General features: G+C 69.9%; 13 protein-coding genes. 3 read left to right on the plus strand and 10 right to left on the minus strand.

The features are described 5' to 3' along the window. The first annotated feature begins 41 nt into the window (after positions 1-41). Positions 42-1,241 carry an MFS transporter gene (locus ACFPJ1_RS31055; RefSeq protein WP_380109304.1) on the plus strand — a complete coding sequence of 400 codons (1,200 nt, stop codon included), beginning with the start codon at positions 42-44 and terminating at the stop codon, positions 1,239-1,241. Between the two features lie 56 nt (positions 1,242-1,297). On the opposite strand, the gene ACFPJ1_RS31060 is transcribed toward ACFPJ1_RS31055, so the two are convergent. Genes ACFPJ1_RS31060 through ACFPJ1_RS31075 form a run of 4 tightly spaced genes read right to left on the minus strand, consistent with a single transcriptional unit; the run spans position 1,298 to position 5,805 of the window. Then, positions 1,298-2,041, minus strand: a complete 744-nt coding sequence (locus tag ACFPJ1_RS31060; protein WP_380109306.1) for an SDR family oxidoreductase — start codon at positions 2,039-2,041, stop codon at positions 1,298-1,300. Between the two features lie 50 nt (positions 2,042-2,091). Continuing rightward, the gene (locus tag ACFPJ1_RS31065; RefSeq protein ID WP_380109308.1) at positions 2,092-2,979 is read right to left on the minus strand and encodes an RNA polymerase sigma-70 factor; all 888 of its coding nucleotides are present in this window, start codon (positions 2,977-2,979) and stop codon (positions 2,092-2,094) included. Between the two features lie 10 nt (positions 2,980-2,989). Beyond that, positions 2,990-5,005: a HelD family protein gene (locus ACFPJ1_RS31070; protein ID WP_380109310.1), complete on the minus strand. Its 2,016-nt coding sequence runs from the start codon at positions 5,003-5,005 to the stop codon at positions 2,990-2,992. A gap of 47 nt (positions 5,006-5,052) precedes the next feature. Beyond that, on the minus strand, positions 5,053-5,805 hold the full coding sequence (locus tag ACFPJ1_RS31075) for a phosphatase PAP2 family protein (RefSeq protein WP_380109312.1): 753 nt from the start codon (positions 5,803-5,805) through the stop codon (positions 5,053-5,055). A 291-nt stretch (positions 5,806-6,096) separates the two neighbouring features. Here ACFPJ1_RS31075 and ACFPJ1_RS31080 point away from each other — a divergent pair, with 291 nt between their 5' ends. Then, positions 6,097-6,654, plus strand: a complete 558-nt coding sequence (locus tag ACFPJ1_RS31080) for a nucleotidyltransferase family protein (RefSeq protein ID WP_380109314.1) — start codon at positions 6,097-6,099, stop codon at positions 6,652-6,654. Between the two features lie 149 nt (positions 6,655-6,803). On the opposite strand, the gene ACFPJ1_RS31085 is transcribed toward ACFPJ1_RS31080, so the two are convergent. The 4 genes from ACFPJ1_RS31085 to ACFPJ1_RS31100 form a co-directional block, all read right to left on the minus strand. Next, positions 6,804-8,447 carry a DNA repair helicase XPB gene (locus ACFPJ1_RS31085; protein WP_380109315.1) on the minus strand — a complete coding sequence of 548 codons (1,644 nt, stop codon included), beginning with the start codon at positions 8,445-8,447 and terminating at the stop codon, positions 6,804-6,806. Positions 8,448-8,685: 238 nt separating this feature from the next. Then, entirely contained in the window at positions 8,686-10,974 is a 2,289-nt protein-coding gene (locus tag ACFPJ1_RS31090; protein ID WP_380109317.1) for a helicase-associated domain-containing protein, read from the minus strand. 117 nt (positions 10,975-11,091) lie between these two features. Further along, positions 11,092-11,238: a P-loop NTPase family protein gene (locus ACFPJ1_RS31095; RefSeq protein ID WP_380109319.1), complete on the minus strand. Its 147-nt coding sequence runs from the start codon at positions 11,236-11,238 to the stop codon at positions 11,092-11,094. 45 nt (positions 11,239-11,283) lie between these two features. Further along, positions 11,284-12,084, minus strand: a complete 801-nt coding sequence (locus tag ACFPJ1_RS31100; protein WP_380109321.1) for a GNAT family N-acetyltransferase — start codon at positions 12,082-12,084, stop codon at positions 11,284-11,286. A gap of 114 nt (positions 12,085-12,198) precedes the next feature. Between ACFPJ1_RS31100 and ACFPJ1_RS31105 the strand changes: the two genes are divergently transcribed. Further along, complete coding sequence (locus ACFPJ1_RS31105; protein ID WP_380109324.1) at positions 12,199-12,981, plus strand: alpha/beta fold hydrolase; 783 nt, start codon at positions 12,199-12,201, stop codon at positions 12,979-12,981. Positions 12,982-13,034: 53 nt separating this feature from the next. Here the strand turns inward: ACFPJ1_RS31105 and ACFPJ1_RS31110 are convergent, their stop codons facing one another. Beyond that, positions 13,035-13,415, minus strand: a complete 381-nt coding sequence (locus tag ACFPJ1_RS31110; protein ID WP_380109325.1) for a DUF427 domain-containing protein — start codon at positions 13,413-13,415, stop codon at positions 13,035-13,037. A gap of 97 nt (positions 13,416-13,512) precedes the next feature. Beyond that, the gene (locus tag ACFPJ1_RS31115; RefSeq protein WP_380109327.1) at positions 13,513-14,304 is read right to left on the minus strand and encodes a metallophosphoesterase; all 792 of its coding nucleotides are present in this window, start codon (positions 14,302-14,304) and stop codon (positions 13,513-13,515) included. Between the last annotated feature and the right edge of the window lie 4 nt (positions 14,305-14,308).

A 14,308-nucleotide genomic window follows, 5' to 3' on the forward strand; every position in this document is an offset into this window, starting at 1 on the left:
GATCAACGTCGAACTAGTCGTCCACCCGGGAAGGTCCCTTGATGTCCGCACGCATCTACCTGCTGGCGGCCGGTGCTTTCGCCGTCGGTACCAGCGCGTACGTCGTCTCCGGCGTGCTGCCGGCTGTCAGCTCCGAGCTGCACGTCTCGCTGACAGCCGCGGGTCAGCTGGCCACCGCCTTCGCCCTCTCGTACGCCGTCGGTGCGCCGCTGTTGTCGACGCTCACGGGCCGCTGGGAGCGCCGTACCCTGCTGATCGCGGCGTTGCTGCTGGCTGCGCTGGGCAACGGGATCGCCGCTATCGCGACGAACTACCCGATCCTCATCGTCGGCCGGATCGTGGCCGCGCTCGGCGCCGCGGCGTACACCCCGGCGGCGACCTTGTTCGCGACCGGATTCCTGCCACCGGAGGAACGAGGCCGAGCGGTCGCGGTGGTCTTCGGCGGACTGACCTTCGCACTGGTGCTCGGCGTACCGGCGGGCAGCCTGCTCGGTGACAGCCTCGGGTACCGCGGGGTGTTCGCGCTGATCGCGGCCGTCTGCCTCGTGGTCGCTCTCGCGGTGCGGTCCGCGCTGCCGAAGGCGGCCGCACCGGCCGCGGTGAGCTTGCGTGAGCGGTTCGCCGGACTGACCGACCGGCGGGTCCAGACCGTGTTGCTGATGACGGTGCTGGCAGTGCTCGCGACCATGAGCGTCTACATCTACGTAGTGCCGTTGCTCGCCGAGACCGCCCACCTGAAGGGTGGAACGGTCGGCATCCTCCTGCTCGTGTACGGCGTGGGCGCGGTGTTGGGCAACCTGGTCGGCGGCCGGGCGACGGACCGCTTCGGCAGCCTGCGCACGCTGACGGTGACGCTGATCGGTTTCACCGCGGTGATCGCCACCCTGACCCTGACCGCGACGACCGTGGCCGGTGCCGCTATCGCACTGTTCGTCTGGAGCCTGTTCACCTGGGCCTTCAACCCGCCGATCCAGAACCTCCTGCTGGAGTTGGGCGAGGGCGGCGGCCTCCTGCTGGCCATGAACGCCTCCGCGATCTACCTGGGCGCAGGACTGTCCGCGGTAGCGGGTGGCGTGATCATCAAGCTGGTAGGCGTTCAGTTCCTCCCACCGATCGCCGCAGGCCTCGGCCTGGTAGTGCTCGGCCTGCTGTACACGTTGCGCCGTGACCCGGCCTTGCAGCAGGTCGAACACCTCGAGCCGGTCGAAGCCGAGGAGTGCCTGGCCGCGGCGGTCGACTGACCGTCAGACCGGGCGCCGGCATGGTGGACGACGTACACGGCCGCGGTGGTGGTCGGTCAGTGGGACTTGAGCCACTCGGTGTAGGTGGTCTCCGACAGCGTCGCACCCTCGCCCGGGACCAGGCTGCGCTCCTCCAGCTCGGTACCGAAATAGGTGCCGTGCGGGTCGACCATGACCTTGCGCGGGTCGTTGCTCAGGGCAAGGTGCTGCTGGATCAGGTCGCTGAAGCGGAACTCCTCCGGCCCGCCGATCTCGGTCTTCCCGTTCAGCGGCGAGCCGACCGCGGTCCGGCCGACCGCCGCGGCGACGTCCTCGGCCGCCATCGGCTGGATCAGGGCGTCCGGCACCTTGATGACGCCGTCCTCGGTGGCCGAGTCCGCGATCCGGCCGACGAACTCGTAGAACTGCGTCGCCTCGACGATCGAGTACGGCATGGACGACTTGGCGATCAGCGCCTCCTGGGCGGCCTTCGCCTCCAGGTAGCCGCTGTCCGGCAGCCGCCCGGTGCCGACCACCGACAGCGCGACGTGGTGCCCGACGCCCGCCTCGGCCTCCGCCGCGAGCAGGTTGCGGGTGGACGTCTCGAAGAACTCCATCACCGCCTTGGTCTCGAAGGAGGGCGAGTTGGACACGTCGATGAGCACCGACGCGCCGGTCAGCACCTCGGCCAGACCCTCGCCGGTCAGAGTGTTCACGCCCGTGTTGGGTGACGCAGGCACCGCCTCGTGGCCGTGCTCACCGAGCTTGGAGACGAGATACGACCCGATCAGGCCGCTGCCGCCGATCACTACGATTTTCATGGGGCCCCTTCGCTGCGTCCGGCGGCTTCGGACGCCGCCCGGTCGTACAGCTAAGACAGGGCAGCACCCGGGGGTGTGACAGAAGTCAGCTTCGCCGGGTTCATCGCCCACTGGATCTGGTCGATCCCCTCGGCGGACGCGCTGACGGTGACCAGGGCGAAGGCCACCCCGTCCCGGGCGATCAGCACCGCCGACCGGCCGTTCGCCTCGACCCAGGTGAGCGTCGTACCGACCCAGAAACGCGAGGCGAAGGACGCCAAGTACTTCGAGACCTGCGTCCGGCCCAGCACCGGTATCCGGCTGGCGCGGGCAACGCCACCACCGTCGGCGTAGCTCGCCACATCGGCCGCGAGCAGTTGCTCCAGCGAGGCCAGGTCACCCTGCTGTGCCGCGGCGAGGAACGCTTTCAGCAGGCGATGCTGCTCGGCCGCGTCGACCGGCTCGCGCCGTTCGTCGGCGAGCCGCTTGCGGGAGCGGCTGACCAGTTGCCGGACGTTCGCTTCCGAGAGTTGGATTATCTCGGCGATCTCGTCGTACGGGTAGCCGAAGGCCTCGCGCAGCACGTACGCCGCCCGCTGGGTCGGGGACAGCTTCTCCAGCAGCAGCAGCACCGCCAGTTCGAGAGCCTCACCGCGCTCTGCCCCGAGAGCCGGATCGGCGCTGGTGTCCACCGGCTCGGGGAGCCACGGCCCGATGTAGGTCTCGCGGCGGACCCGGGCGCTCTGGGTCGCGTTGATCGCGAGCCGGGTCGTGATGGTGGCCAGGAAGGCCGCGGGTTCCTTCACTTTGCTGCGGTCGTAGGCCTGCCACTTCATCCAGACGTCCTGGATCAGGTCCTCGGCCTCGTGCACGCTGCCGAGCATCCGGTAGGCGATCCCGAAGAGCCGCGGTCGCACTTCGCCGAAGGTCGCGGCGGCGTCGTCGAGATCGGTGGTCACATGCTCCAGCCTACGGCCGGTCGCCGAGGACTGCCGGGAGGTCTTCCTTGTGCAAGACCGCCAGCGAGGTGACCGCACGGGTCAGGCAGACGTACAGCCGGCGCAGCCCGGTCCGCTCGTCGGCCTCGCCCGCGACGATCCCCGCAGGCTCCACTAGGACCACGTGGTCGAACTCAAGACCCTTCGCCAGCCCGGCCGGTACGACGTCCACGTGAGCCTCGACATCGTCCTCGTCACCGAGTATGGCGAAGCTGACCCCCTTGTCCTGCAAGGCCTTCCGGGCCCTGGTGACCAGGGCGTCCGGCACGATCAGCCCGATCGAGCCCGGCCGGTCGGAGACGGCCCGCACGGTCTCGACGGCAGCCACCAGGCTGTCCGGGACCCGGGTGATCGCCAGTTCACCGCGGGCCCGTCGTACGGCGGTCGGTGGGGTCAGGTGCGGCGCGATCAGCGGCAGCAGCCGGGCGGCGTACTCGATCACCTGGCCGGGCACGCGGAACCCGGCGGTCAGCTCCTCCGTGTGGGCGCCGGTCTTGCCGAGGTGGCCGAGCGCCTCGTCCCAGGAGGGCGTCGCCCACGGCGTGGTTCCCTGCGCGATGTCGCCCAGCACGGTCATCGAGCCCGTCGAGCAGCGCCTGCCGACGGCCCGGAGTTGCATCGCCGAGAGGTCCTGCGCCTCGTCGAGCACGACGTGCCCGAGGCTCGGAGTGCGGTCGACCAGGTCGGCGACCTCGTCGATCAGAGTGGCATCGGCGACGGACCACTTCGCCGCGCCGGCCGAACGGGGCGCCTTCTCCCAGCGCAGCAGCTCCTGCTCCTCGGGGGTGAGGATCCCGTCGGCGTGCTCGGCGAGCAACTCGGCGTCGGTGAACAACTGGAACACGAGCCTGGCCGGGTCGATCGCCGGCCACAGCGCGTCGGCGTACTGCTTGACCGGGCGGCTCCGGGCCACGGAGTCCTGCACGCGGTCGTCGGGGGAGTCACCGGCGGCCTCCATCCGCAGCAGGACGGCATGGGCGAGCCGCTGCGGCAGCATCGCCCGCCCGGCGCCGTACCGCACCCCGCGGGTCCGCAGCTCGTTGACCAGCTCCTCCGCCTGGTACGCCGGTACGCGCCACCGGTGGGACCCCCGCGGGACCACCAGCGCCTCCTTCGGGAGCTGCACCCGCGACCAGACGGCCCGGCGGAGTACGTCGGCCATCCGGGCGTCGCCCTTGAGCACGTCCACGGCGGCCGTCCCGGGCCCGGCGATCTTCACCCGCGCCACCATCTCCTCGACGGTGGTTTGCTTCGCCTCGATCTCGCCGAGAGCGGGGAGCACGTCGCCGATGTAGCGCAGGAAGCTCGCGTTCGGGCCGACCACCAGCACCCCGGCCCGGCTGAGCTGGTCGCGGTACGCGTAGAGCAGGTACGCCGCGCGGTGCAGGCCGACCGCGGTCTTCCCGGTCCCGGGTGCTCCCTGCACGCAGATGGTGTCCTCGACCCCGGCCCGCACGATCACGTCCTGCTCCGGCTGGATCGTCGCCACGATGTCGCGCATCGGCCCGGACCGCGGCCGCTCGATCTCCGCATCCAGGATGTCGCTGTGCTCCTCCACGGCGCCCGGAGCGGTCAGATCCTCGTCCTCGAAGGCGGTCATCTCGCCGTGCGTGAACCCGAACCGGCGGCGCACCCCGACGCCCATCGGCTCGGTCCGGCTGGCCCGGTAGAACGGCACCGAGATCTCGGCCCGCCAGTCCACCACCAGCGGCTCGCCCGCGTCGTCGTTCACGTGCCGGCGGCCGATGTGGAACGTCTCCGGCGCGGGCTCCAGGTAGTCCAACCGGCCGAAGAACAGCGGCACGTCCGGGTCGTCCTCGAGCTCCTTCATCCGCCGCCAGATCGCCGCCTTGAGGAACTCCGTGTTCACCGGGTCCGCACTGGCGATCTCCAGTGACCCGGTCTTCTGCCGCATCACGGCCAGCGCGGCGCGCGACGTACGGAGATAGTCCTTTTCGCTGGAGAGGATCGGATCGTCAGGGGGCATGACAGGACCTCCGCAATGCGGTCGACGGTCAGGGAAGCCCCGCCACGTTACTTGAGCACAAGCTCCGGCGAAACCGAATTATCCCCGTCGCCGTCCCGGCCGCGGGACCGGTTGCGGACCTTGGCTCGCGGCGTGTCGCTGCGCAGCCCGGGCCGCAGTAGCAGCGGCAGGCTGATCGCGAGCAGGATCAGGACCACGATGCCGTCCAGCCAGTAGTGGTTCGCCGTCACGACCACCACGCCGAAGGTGATGATCGGGTGCAGCAGCCACAGCCAGCGCCACTTGGTCCGGGTGATCAGGATCATCGACAGGGCGATCAGAGCTGCCCAGCCGACATGCAGGCTCGGCATCGCGGCGAACTGGTTCGCCACCCCGCTCGAGTTGTCCGCCCCGTACACCGACTGGCCGAACCGCAGGCCGGTGTCCACGAAGCCGGGCATCATCCGCGGCGGAGCCAGCGGGAAGACCATGTGACCGATCAGGGCGAGCCCGGTCAGCGAGACCATCGTCCAGCGAACCCGTGGATAGGCGTTCGGGCGCCAGATGCTCAGCCAGAGCAGGACCGCGCCGGTGAGCGGCGCGTGCACGGAGGCGTAGTACAGGTTGGCCCCTTCGACCACATGTGGCAGTTGGAGCGCGGCGTGCTGGATCGATGCCTCGTCGGGCAGATGCATCCAGCGCTGGAACGACAACACCTCACGGGCATGGTCGAACGCCGATCCCGTGTGCTTCCCGGCGAACTGCCGGCCCAAGCTGTAGAGACCGAAAAGGGTGGCGAGCAGGACTACTTCTCGTACCACCCTCCACACCACCGGCGCGGGCCCCGAAGAGGCCCGCCCCCTTTCCCCCGCCAGTTCCACCTGCTCCAGTGCGTGTGTCCCCATACCCCTCGACGGTACCGGTCGGAGCGTCAGGTTTGGCCCAGGCTGAACCCTGATGTTGCCCTGGGCAACCCCCGAACCACGCTTCGTGACCGGACCATCACCCCCCTTTGTGTGTCGGCGTAAATCCCTCTTTCAACGCAAACCCCCGAGCCGCGCGGGTCATTCCAGGATGACTGTCTGATCACACCTGCGGGAGACTGTGCTGCCATGAAGCCTTTCGGAGTACTGCTCGCAGCCGGCGCCGGGACACGGATGGGGCAGCCGAAGGCCCTGGTGCGCGATGCCGACGGTGTGCCGTGGGTGGTGAGATCCGCCCGCGTACTGCGCTCGGGCGGGTGCGACACGATCGCCGTGGTAGTCGGTGCCGCCGCCGACGAGATCTCGGCCCTGCTGGTGGACGAGAACGTCGTGATCGTGCCGTCGCCCGAGTGGACCGTGGGGATGTCCGCCTCGCTGCGTGCGGGGCTGGACTGGGCGGCGACCACCGAGGCGGACGCCGCCCTGGTGCACCTGGTGGACATGCCGGACGTCGGACCGGACGTCGTACGGCGGGTCGTCGCGGCCGGCGGTCCCGGCGACGCGGCACTGGCACGAGCGGGATACCACGGCAGGGCCGGGCACCCGGTGCTGATGGGCCGGGTGCACTGGGAGCAGGCGAAGGCGGCCGCCACCGGGGACCGCGGCGCCGGCTCCTACCTGAAGCGAGCCGGCTGCCCCCTGATCCCCTGCGAAGACCTTGCCTCAGGCAACGATCAGGATACGTGAGCGGTCCGTCACCGGCCGGCTCTCACGACAACACAACCGACACGACCCGCCAGCCCTGAGACCCCCCAAATCTCCCGGACTTTCCAGTCGGCCCCCCGGAGTTCACAGCCGGCCGATCCCTCAGGTTCGAGGAGACCGGGACCGGGTGGTCAGCTGGTGAAGAGGTTTTCGGCGTCGACGATGGTGTAGGCGTAGCCCTGTTCGGCGAGGAAGCGCTGGCGGTGGGCCGCGAACTCGGCGTCGACGGTGTCGCGGGCGACGATCGAGTAGAACCGTGCAGTGCGGCCGTCACCCTTCGGGCGCAGTACGCGACCGAGGCGTTGCGCCTCCTCCTGGCGGGAACCGAAGGTGCCTGACACCTGCACCGCGACGGAGGCCTCAGGCAGGTCGATCGAGAAGTTGGCGACCTTGCTGACGACGAGCATGTTGATCTCGCCGGTGCGGAACGCCTGGAACAGCCGCTGCCGCTCCTTGACCGTCGTCTCGCCCTTGATCACCGGGCACTCGAGCCGCTCACCGAGCTCGTCGAGCTGGTCGATGTACTGCCCGATCACCAGCATCGGCTCACCCTTGTGGTGCTCGGCGATCTGCTGGACCAGCCTCGACTTGGCCGGCGTCGACGCGGCCAGCCGATACCGGTCCTCGGGCTCGGCCGTCGCGTAGACGAACCGCTCGGTCTGCTCGAGGTCGACCCGGACCTCGACGCAGTCCGCCGGCGCGATCCAGCCCTGCGCCTCGATGTCCTTCCACGGCGCGTCGTACCGCTTGGGCCCGATCAGCGAGAACACGTCGCCCTCGCGCCCGTCCTCGCGGACCAGCGTCGCGGTCAGCCCGATCCGCCGCCGGGTCTGCAGATCCGCCGTCATCCGGAAGATCGGCGCCGGCAGCAGGTGGACCTCGTCGTACACGATCAGGCCCCAGTCGCGCGCGTCCAGCAGCTCGAGGTGCGTGTAGACACCCTTCCGCCGCGTCGTCATCACCTGGTACGTCGCGATCGTGACCGGGCGGATCTCCTTGCGCGCGCCGGAGTACTCGCCGATCTCTTCCTCGGTCAGCGTGGTCCGCTTGAGCAGCTCGTCCTTCCACTGCCGCGCGGACACCGTGTTCGTCACCAGGATCAGCGTGGTCGCCGACGCCTGCGCCATCGCGGCCGCCCCGACGATCGTCTTGCCCGCGCCACACGGCAGTACGACGACGCCCGAGCCGCCGTGCCAGAACGCGTCGGTGGCCTGCTGCTGGTACGGCCGGAGGTCCCAGCCGTCCTTGACGAGGTCGATCTTGTGCGCCTCGCCGTCGACGTACCCCGCGAGGTCCTCGGCCGGCCAGCCGATCTTCAGCAGCGTCTGCTTCAGGTGGCCACGCTCGGACGGGTGCACCAGTACGGTGTCGTCGTCGATCCGCGCCCCGATCATCGGCTTCACCTTGGCCGACCGCAGCACCTCCTCGAGCACCGGCCGGTCCGTGGTGACGAGCACCAGGCCGTGCTGCGGATGCTTCTCTAGCCTGAGCCGCCCGTAGCGGTCCAGCGTCTCCGCGATGTCGACCAGCAGCGAGTGCGGCACGGGGTACCGGCTGTAGCGGAGCAGTACGTCGATGACCTGCTCGGCGTCATGCCCGGCGGCCCGGGCGTTCCACAGCCCCAGCGGCGTCAGCCGATAGGTGTGCACGTGCTCCGGCGCCCGCTCCAGCTCCGCGAACGGCGCGATGGCCTTCCGGCAGTCGGTGGCGTCCGGGTGAGCGGTTTCCAGCAGCAACGTCTTGTCGGACTGAACAATCAACGGACCGTCGGTCACCGCGAGATCTCCCGTCAGCAGCTACGGGCGAAGATCTCCGCCCGACCCTCCATTGTGCCCGCTCCCGCCAAACCACCGGCCTCCCGCCGGCTCCCGGCGAGAGGGCGAAAGAGATGAGCCACCACTCACTCGTGGATTTGCGTTCCCGGCAATCGCTTTCCCTGCCCCAATTCCACGACTCGACGAACGAGGCGACGAACGAGGCGACGGCGAGCGGGTGGGGCACCCGGGTGCGGGATTACCTGTCGACGGGGCGGGCGGCGGCGATTCGGTGGAGGGCGTAGGTGCGGGGTTGGTCGGCGGCTTCGTCGTAGGCGGTTAGCCAGCCGTCGGCTACGCGGACGGGTTCGACGATGCGTTCGGCGGAGTTGCCGTTGTGGTCCACGTAGGAGATCCAGGTGCGGGTGTTCGCCTCGGCGGCTTCGCTGAGGATGCTGATGGTTTCGGCGGGGGCGGTGGTGTCGCCGAAGGTGTGTTCGGCCGGGCGTTCGGCGGCTACGCGATCGCCGGCGCGGACGCGTTCGATCACGGCCTGCACCTGGTCCTCGGTGAGTTCCACCGTGTTGTCGGCGAAGTCCCGGCTGGTACGGCGACGCGGTGGTTCGCCGCGGCGGTTGCCCGCGGCCGTCACGTGCACGACTCCGTCGAAGGTCTCCCCGAGCGGCGCCAGCCCGGCCTCGCGCAGCCGGCTCAGCACCTGGTCGGGCGGTGACGGCGACACCACCACGGTCGGCGCGAGTCGCCGGAAGCGGATGCCCGGCAGGTTCGTGCTCAGCAAGCCGTTCAGCACGTTCTCGTCGTCACACCGCAGGTACGTTGACGCCGCCCCGATCCGCAGTACTCCGTGCCTGCGCGCGACGTCGTCGATCAGGTAGGTCAACGGCTGCGGGACAGGAGTCCGCGAGTGCTCGGCCAGCCACTTGTGCAGCTGGTCGCTGGTCCGCCCGAGGTCGAAGGCGCGGCGCACCGAGCCCTCGCTGAAGCGAAATACCCCACCGCCGCCGTGCGACTCCACGTCAGCCATCGCGACAAGCTCATCCTGTACTGCGCGGACGAGCGGCCCGGGTGCCACCGCGGTCAGGTCAGCCTGCAGCAGCACCTCCGAAACGGGCTCAGGAACAAGCGGCTGGATCGCGGCGGCCAAGTCGTCCACGCTCGGCTCGTCCTTCAGGAGCACGTGCGCGTGGGACGCCAGAGCCCCGAGCCCGGTGAGGCCGAGCAGCGCGGCCTCGGTGATGGTCCACTCGACCAGGTCGTCGCGGAACTGGCCGCCCCGGCGCGGGCGATGCCAAGCGACCCAGGTGACGACGGATTCGCTCGCGGGCGCTGTCCCCGGGTCTGCCTCGGACAGAGCGCGCAGGGTGAGCTGCCGGATCTCCGGAGCCAGCAGTCGCTCCAGGTCGGGAGCCAGCGCGTTCACCAGTCGTTCGCGGGCAGCGGCAGTCGCACCGCCGCTGTCCCGTCGACCGATCAGCCCGATGGCCCGCAGCCCGGTGAGCCACGCGTTGACCAGTGCGGCCCACCGATGAGCGGTGTCCAGCTCCAGCCAGTCGTCATACGAACCAGTGGGCAGCCACAGCTCGTTCGTCCCCACCTCGACCGCCGCAACCAGCCCGGCGGAGTACGCGATCTCCAGTACGGCGGCGGCCGCCGGCTCATCGGCGCCGATCTTCGTGGCCAGGCTGCGGAGCTCCCGTACGCCGATGCCACCAGTACGCAGTACCGGCGGTGGTTCCGTTCCCAGCTGCTCCAGTGCGCGGTCAACCTGGCGCACGAGGTCCAGCGCGGCGCCGGCGGCGGCGCGGTCGGCAATGGATGCCGACACCTGCTTGCCGTCGAGCGGAGGCGGTGTCGGCCGAGTGGACGCCAGTACGCGCCCACCACGAAGGTGCAGCCCGATCTGCCGCGGCAGGACGACAGTGCTCGGATCCTTCGGTACTACGAGCCCGCGCGCGAGCAGTTGCTCCACCGGAGTACGGGCGGAGGCGATCGTCACCGGACGTTCGGCCTTCTCGACAGAGCCGGTCGGCGGTCCCCAGGTGAGCTTGGCGAGGACCTCGCGTGCTTCCGGTCCGGCGTCCTCGATCAGCTGGTCCAGGTCACCGAAGTGGCGAGTGGTGATCGGGCCAAGGCCGGCTGGTGTCGGCCCGAGCAGTTCGTGCACGGCCCGGATCGGGCGGAGGTCGTCCTCGTTGCCCCAGACGAGGGCGAGCGCCAGCAGTTCGGCGATCCGCGGCTTGACCACCTCGACGGGCTGGTCGACACCCTTGGCCAGGGCTGCGAGGTCTACAGGTTCGGGCAGTGCGGACAGGGCCTCCAGCAGGTCGACGCCGAATTCGTCGAGCCTGTTGATGGCCCGGGCCGCGGAAGCGTTGGTGGTCGCACGGGCCGCCAGTTGGCCGGTGTCGGCCGGGATCGGGGTTGCCAGGTCTGGCCGGTGCCGGAGCAACTGGCCGAGGGCAGCGTCGTCCCAGCTGCGCAGTGCCTCGGCGAGGGTGCGTGGGCGGGTCCGCTCGGAATTGCTCATCCCTCCAACGGTACGGCCCCCGCCCCAGTGCACACGACCGGCCGCCGAACTCTTGTCCCTGCAATGCGCTTTCCGGCCCGGGATCCGCAGCGGCGGGACCGCTGCGACCTCAGGCGTCTAGTCGGTGAGCTCCCGGGTGTCGCCCGGCTTCCAACCGACGTCGGCCAGGATCCGCTCGACGGTCTGTTCCAGAGTGCTGTACCGGTCGATGACCTCCTCGCCGACGCCGGACAGCACGTCGAGATCCTGGTACCACGACCGCATCGCCTCGCTGCCGACAACTTGGCCAGTTCACGCAGGAGGATAGGGCTACTTGGGGGCAGGTTCCGCGGCGCCGACCGAGCCGATCCGGTGGAAGCCGACCCGCTCGTAGACGGCGGCGACCGCATCGCTGTCGGCGGACAGCAGCACCAGGTCGATCCCGTTCGCGAAGGCGTGCTCGGCCAGACAACTTGTCACCGCGGCGGCCAGTCCCTGCCTGCGCATCGCCGGCAACGTGGCCACGCCGACGATCTCGGTGGCGTCGCCGACCGGCTGGTGGCTCCCGCTCGCGAGCATCCCCCGGTGGTCGTAGGCGCCGGCGGTGATGGAGATCCCCGCCTGAGCCCGTTCGAGCAACGCGGCCGCGGTCTCGTCGGAGATCTCGGCGAGGTTGGCATCACGGGCCTCCGTGCCGCCGTCGCCGATCGCGGTACCGGGAGTTCCGAAGCCCACCGAGGCGACGGCGCGGGCCTCCCGCAGTACGGACTCGGCGGTGGGCAGGATCGCGCACTCGACAGCGGCGGTCACCGGCTTGAAGTCCGCCCGGTCCAGCACCAGCAAGGGGTGCTCGCGCACCTCGAGTCCGGCGGCCGCGGCGGCCGGGCCGAGGGAGGGGCAGGTGTCGACGACCCACTCGAGGCTGAACGGCAGCCCGAGTTCGTCGTTGCGGGCCCGCACCTTCTCGACGTCGCCGGGCTCGATCGTGGCACCCGAGCCGGGGATCGGGCGGGCGTAGTACGGCCAGATCGTGGTCGAGCGGAAGAGCGTGAACGGTCCCACCTGCTGTCCGGTCGCCCCGGACAACGGGGCCGCGTGCAGGTAGTCGTCGACTCTGGAAAGGATGCTCATCACTGGCAGTGAAGCAGCCGCCGTCGCACCCGACAACCGAATATGTCGAGATCCGGTGAGCGGCGCCGACGTCGTCTGTGCAGGGGCGGGCGCCTCTGCGGGAGGAGGACGGACATGCTGACAGTGAGGTCTGCGGACGGGACACCGATCGCGTACGAGCGGTCGGGCAGCGGTGAGCCGCTGATCCTGGTCGGGGGAGCGCTCTGCGTTCGCGCGTCGACTGGGCCGCTCGGCGAAGCGCTGGCGCCGAACTTCACGGTCGTCTCGTACGACCGCCGCGGCCGGGGCGACAGCGGTGACACCGACTCGTACGCCGTCGCTCGCGAGGTCGAGGATCTCGGCGCGCTGATCACCGCACTAGGCGGTACTGCGGCCGTGTACGGGCATTCGTCGGGCGCGGCCCTGGTGGTCGCGGCGGCCGCAAGTGGGCTGCCGATCACCAAGGTGGTCCTGCATGAGCCGCCGTACGGGGAGGACGACGAGGAGTCGAAGCGCGAGTCGGACGAGGCCGGCGCGACGGTGATCAGGCTGCTGGCGGAGTACCGGCGGGTGCAGGCGGTCGAGGCGTTCCTGCTGATGGCCGGGATGCCGGCGGAGGATGCTGCGGAGCTGGCGGCGGGGCCTGGGATGGCCGAGGTCGCCCACACCTTGGCCTACGACTTCGCGGTGATGGACCACGGGGCACCCGGCGGGGTGGTGCCGTTCGAGTTGCTCAGCAAGGTGACGCAACCCGGTCTGGTGGTCTGCGGATCTGTGAGCCCGCCGTTCATGACCGAGGCGGCCCGGAAGGTCGCGAAGGCGTTGCCCGGCGGTCGGTTGGTGGAGCTGGATGGCCAGCACCACGTGGTGCCACCGGAGGTCCTGGCACCAGTATTGATGGACTTCCTCAAGGCCTGAAACGCCGATCGGGCTGCACATCCCCCGCGCAGATGTGCAGCCCGATCTGGAGTTCAGTCGGCGAGGATCTCGATCGAGTCCACCCGGTCCGGGTAGAACGCGACGTGGTCCCGGATGTCGGCCACCGGGTCGTACGGGCTCTCGTAGGTCCAGACCGCGTTCACGGTCTTCTCGCCGCCCGGGATGACGCTGTAGTACGACGCATCGCCCTTGTACGGGCAGTAGCTCTCGTGGGTGGTGCGCTCGAGGGCCGTCATGTCGACGTCCTTGCGCGGGATGTACTGCACGGCCGGATAGCTGGCCTCCTGCAGCGACAGCGCGTCCCGGCTGTCCGCGATGACCTGGCCCGCGACCTTCACGACCACCCGGTCCGGGTTCTTCTGCACCGTGATCGGGTGGTCCGGACCCGGAATCTTGACCGGCTTGTCAGACATAGCTCAGCTCCCAAGACGTGCGAGATCGACTGTTCACATCTCAACAACCGCGCGCGCCGGCAGCACATTCCGGACCTGCGGAATCAGATCGCCGGAATCAGATCGGCAGCAGCTTCACGACGAGGCAGGGGCCGCCGTCGAACGTGCCGCCGTCGATGCCCAGCGCCAGGCCGTCGGAGTACAGCAGCGGACCGGTCAGGTATGCCGGGTCGATGCCGAGCTGGTCCGCCACGATGCTGTGGCCGTGCACGATCCGCCGGCCGCCGAGGCGCTCCAGCAGTTCGGCCGCGATCACCGGGCCGGCCTCGCCGCGGAACGCGTACCGGGACGTCATCCGGCGCCACATCTCCCACCAGACGACGATGCTGTCGCTGTGCAGGTCGGCCCGGGCGGCCTGGTTGATCTCCTCGATCGAGTCCCCCCACTCGAGGTACTCCTCGGTGTCGGAGTGCATCAGCAGGTGGTCCGCGTCGAGCCCGAGCATCGGCCGGTCGATCAGCCAGGCGACGTCCTCGTCGGTGAGCAGTTCCTGGTCACGGTCCTGGCCGCCGTTCAGCGCCCAGCTGCGCTCGAAGCTGCGGGAGGTGATCCCCTCGTGCGGCACGAAGGTGTCGCCGAACTTGCGCATCCCGAGCGCCAGGATCTCGTGGTTGCCCAGCAGCACCTCGACCGCGCCCTCGCCGTCTGCCGCCTGCTCGGCCAGCCGGCGCACCATCCGCAGTACTCCGATGCCGTCCGGGCCGCGGTCGAAGAAGTCGCCGAGGAACCACAGCCGGGAGTCCTCGCCGGACCAGTTGCCCTCGGCGTCGATCAGGCCGGCCTCCTGCAGCGCCGCGGTCAGCTTCTCCGGATGACCGTGGACGTCACTGACCGCGTACGTCGCGGTCACGCGG

This window comes from Kribbella qitaiheensis (genome assembly GCF_042657745.1).
Taxonomy (GTDB): domain Bacteria; phylum Actinomycetota; class Actinomycetes; order Propionibacteriales; family Kribbellaceae; genus Kribbella; species Kribbella qitaiheensis.

Excerpts from the sequence above, each read along its gene's own strand:
- ACFPJ1_RS31055 (WP_380109304.1), top strand. The coding sequence starts at position 42 with ATGTCCGCACGCATCTACCTGCTGGCGGCCGGTGCTTTCGCCGTCGGT.
- ACFPJ1_RS31060 (WP_380109306.1), bottom strand. The coding sequence starts at position 2,041 with ATGAAAATCGTAGTGATCGGCGGCAGCGGCCTGATCGGGTCGTATCTC.
- ACFPJ1_RS31070 (WP_380109310.1), bottom strand. The coding sequence starts at position 5,005 with ATGCCCCCTGACGATCCGATCCTCTCCAGCGAAAAGGACTATCTCCGT.
- ACFPJ1_RS31080 (WP_380109314.1), top strand. The coding sequence starts at position 6,097 with ATGAAGCCTTTCGGAGTACTGCTCGCAGCCGGCGCCGGGACACGGATG.
- ACFPJ1_RS31090 (WP_380109317.1), bottom strand. The coding sequence starts at position 10,974 with ATGAGCAATTCCGAGCGGACCCGCCCACGCACCCTCGCCGAGGCACTG.
- ACFPJ1_RS31095 (WP_380109319.1), bottom strand. The coding sequence starts at position 11,238 with ATGCGGTCGTGGTACCAGGATCTCGACGTGCTGTCCGGCGTCGGCGAG.
- ACFPJ1_RS31100 (WP_380109321.1), bottom strand. The coding sequence starts at position 12,084 with ATGAGCATCCTTTCCAGAGTCGACGACTACCTGCACGCGGCCCCGTTG.
- ACFPJ1_RS31105 (WP_380109324.1), top strand. The coding sequence starts at position 12,199 with ATGCTGACAGTGAGGTCTGCGGACGGGACACCGATCGCGTACGAGCGG.
- ACFPJ1_RS31110 (WP_380109325.1), bottom strand. The coding sequence starts at position 13,415 with ATGTCTGACAAGCCGGTCAAGATTCCGGGTCCGGACCACCCGATCACG.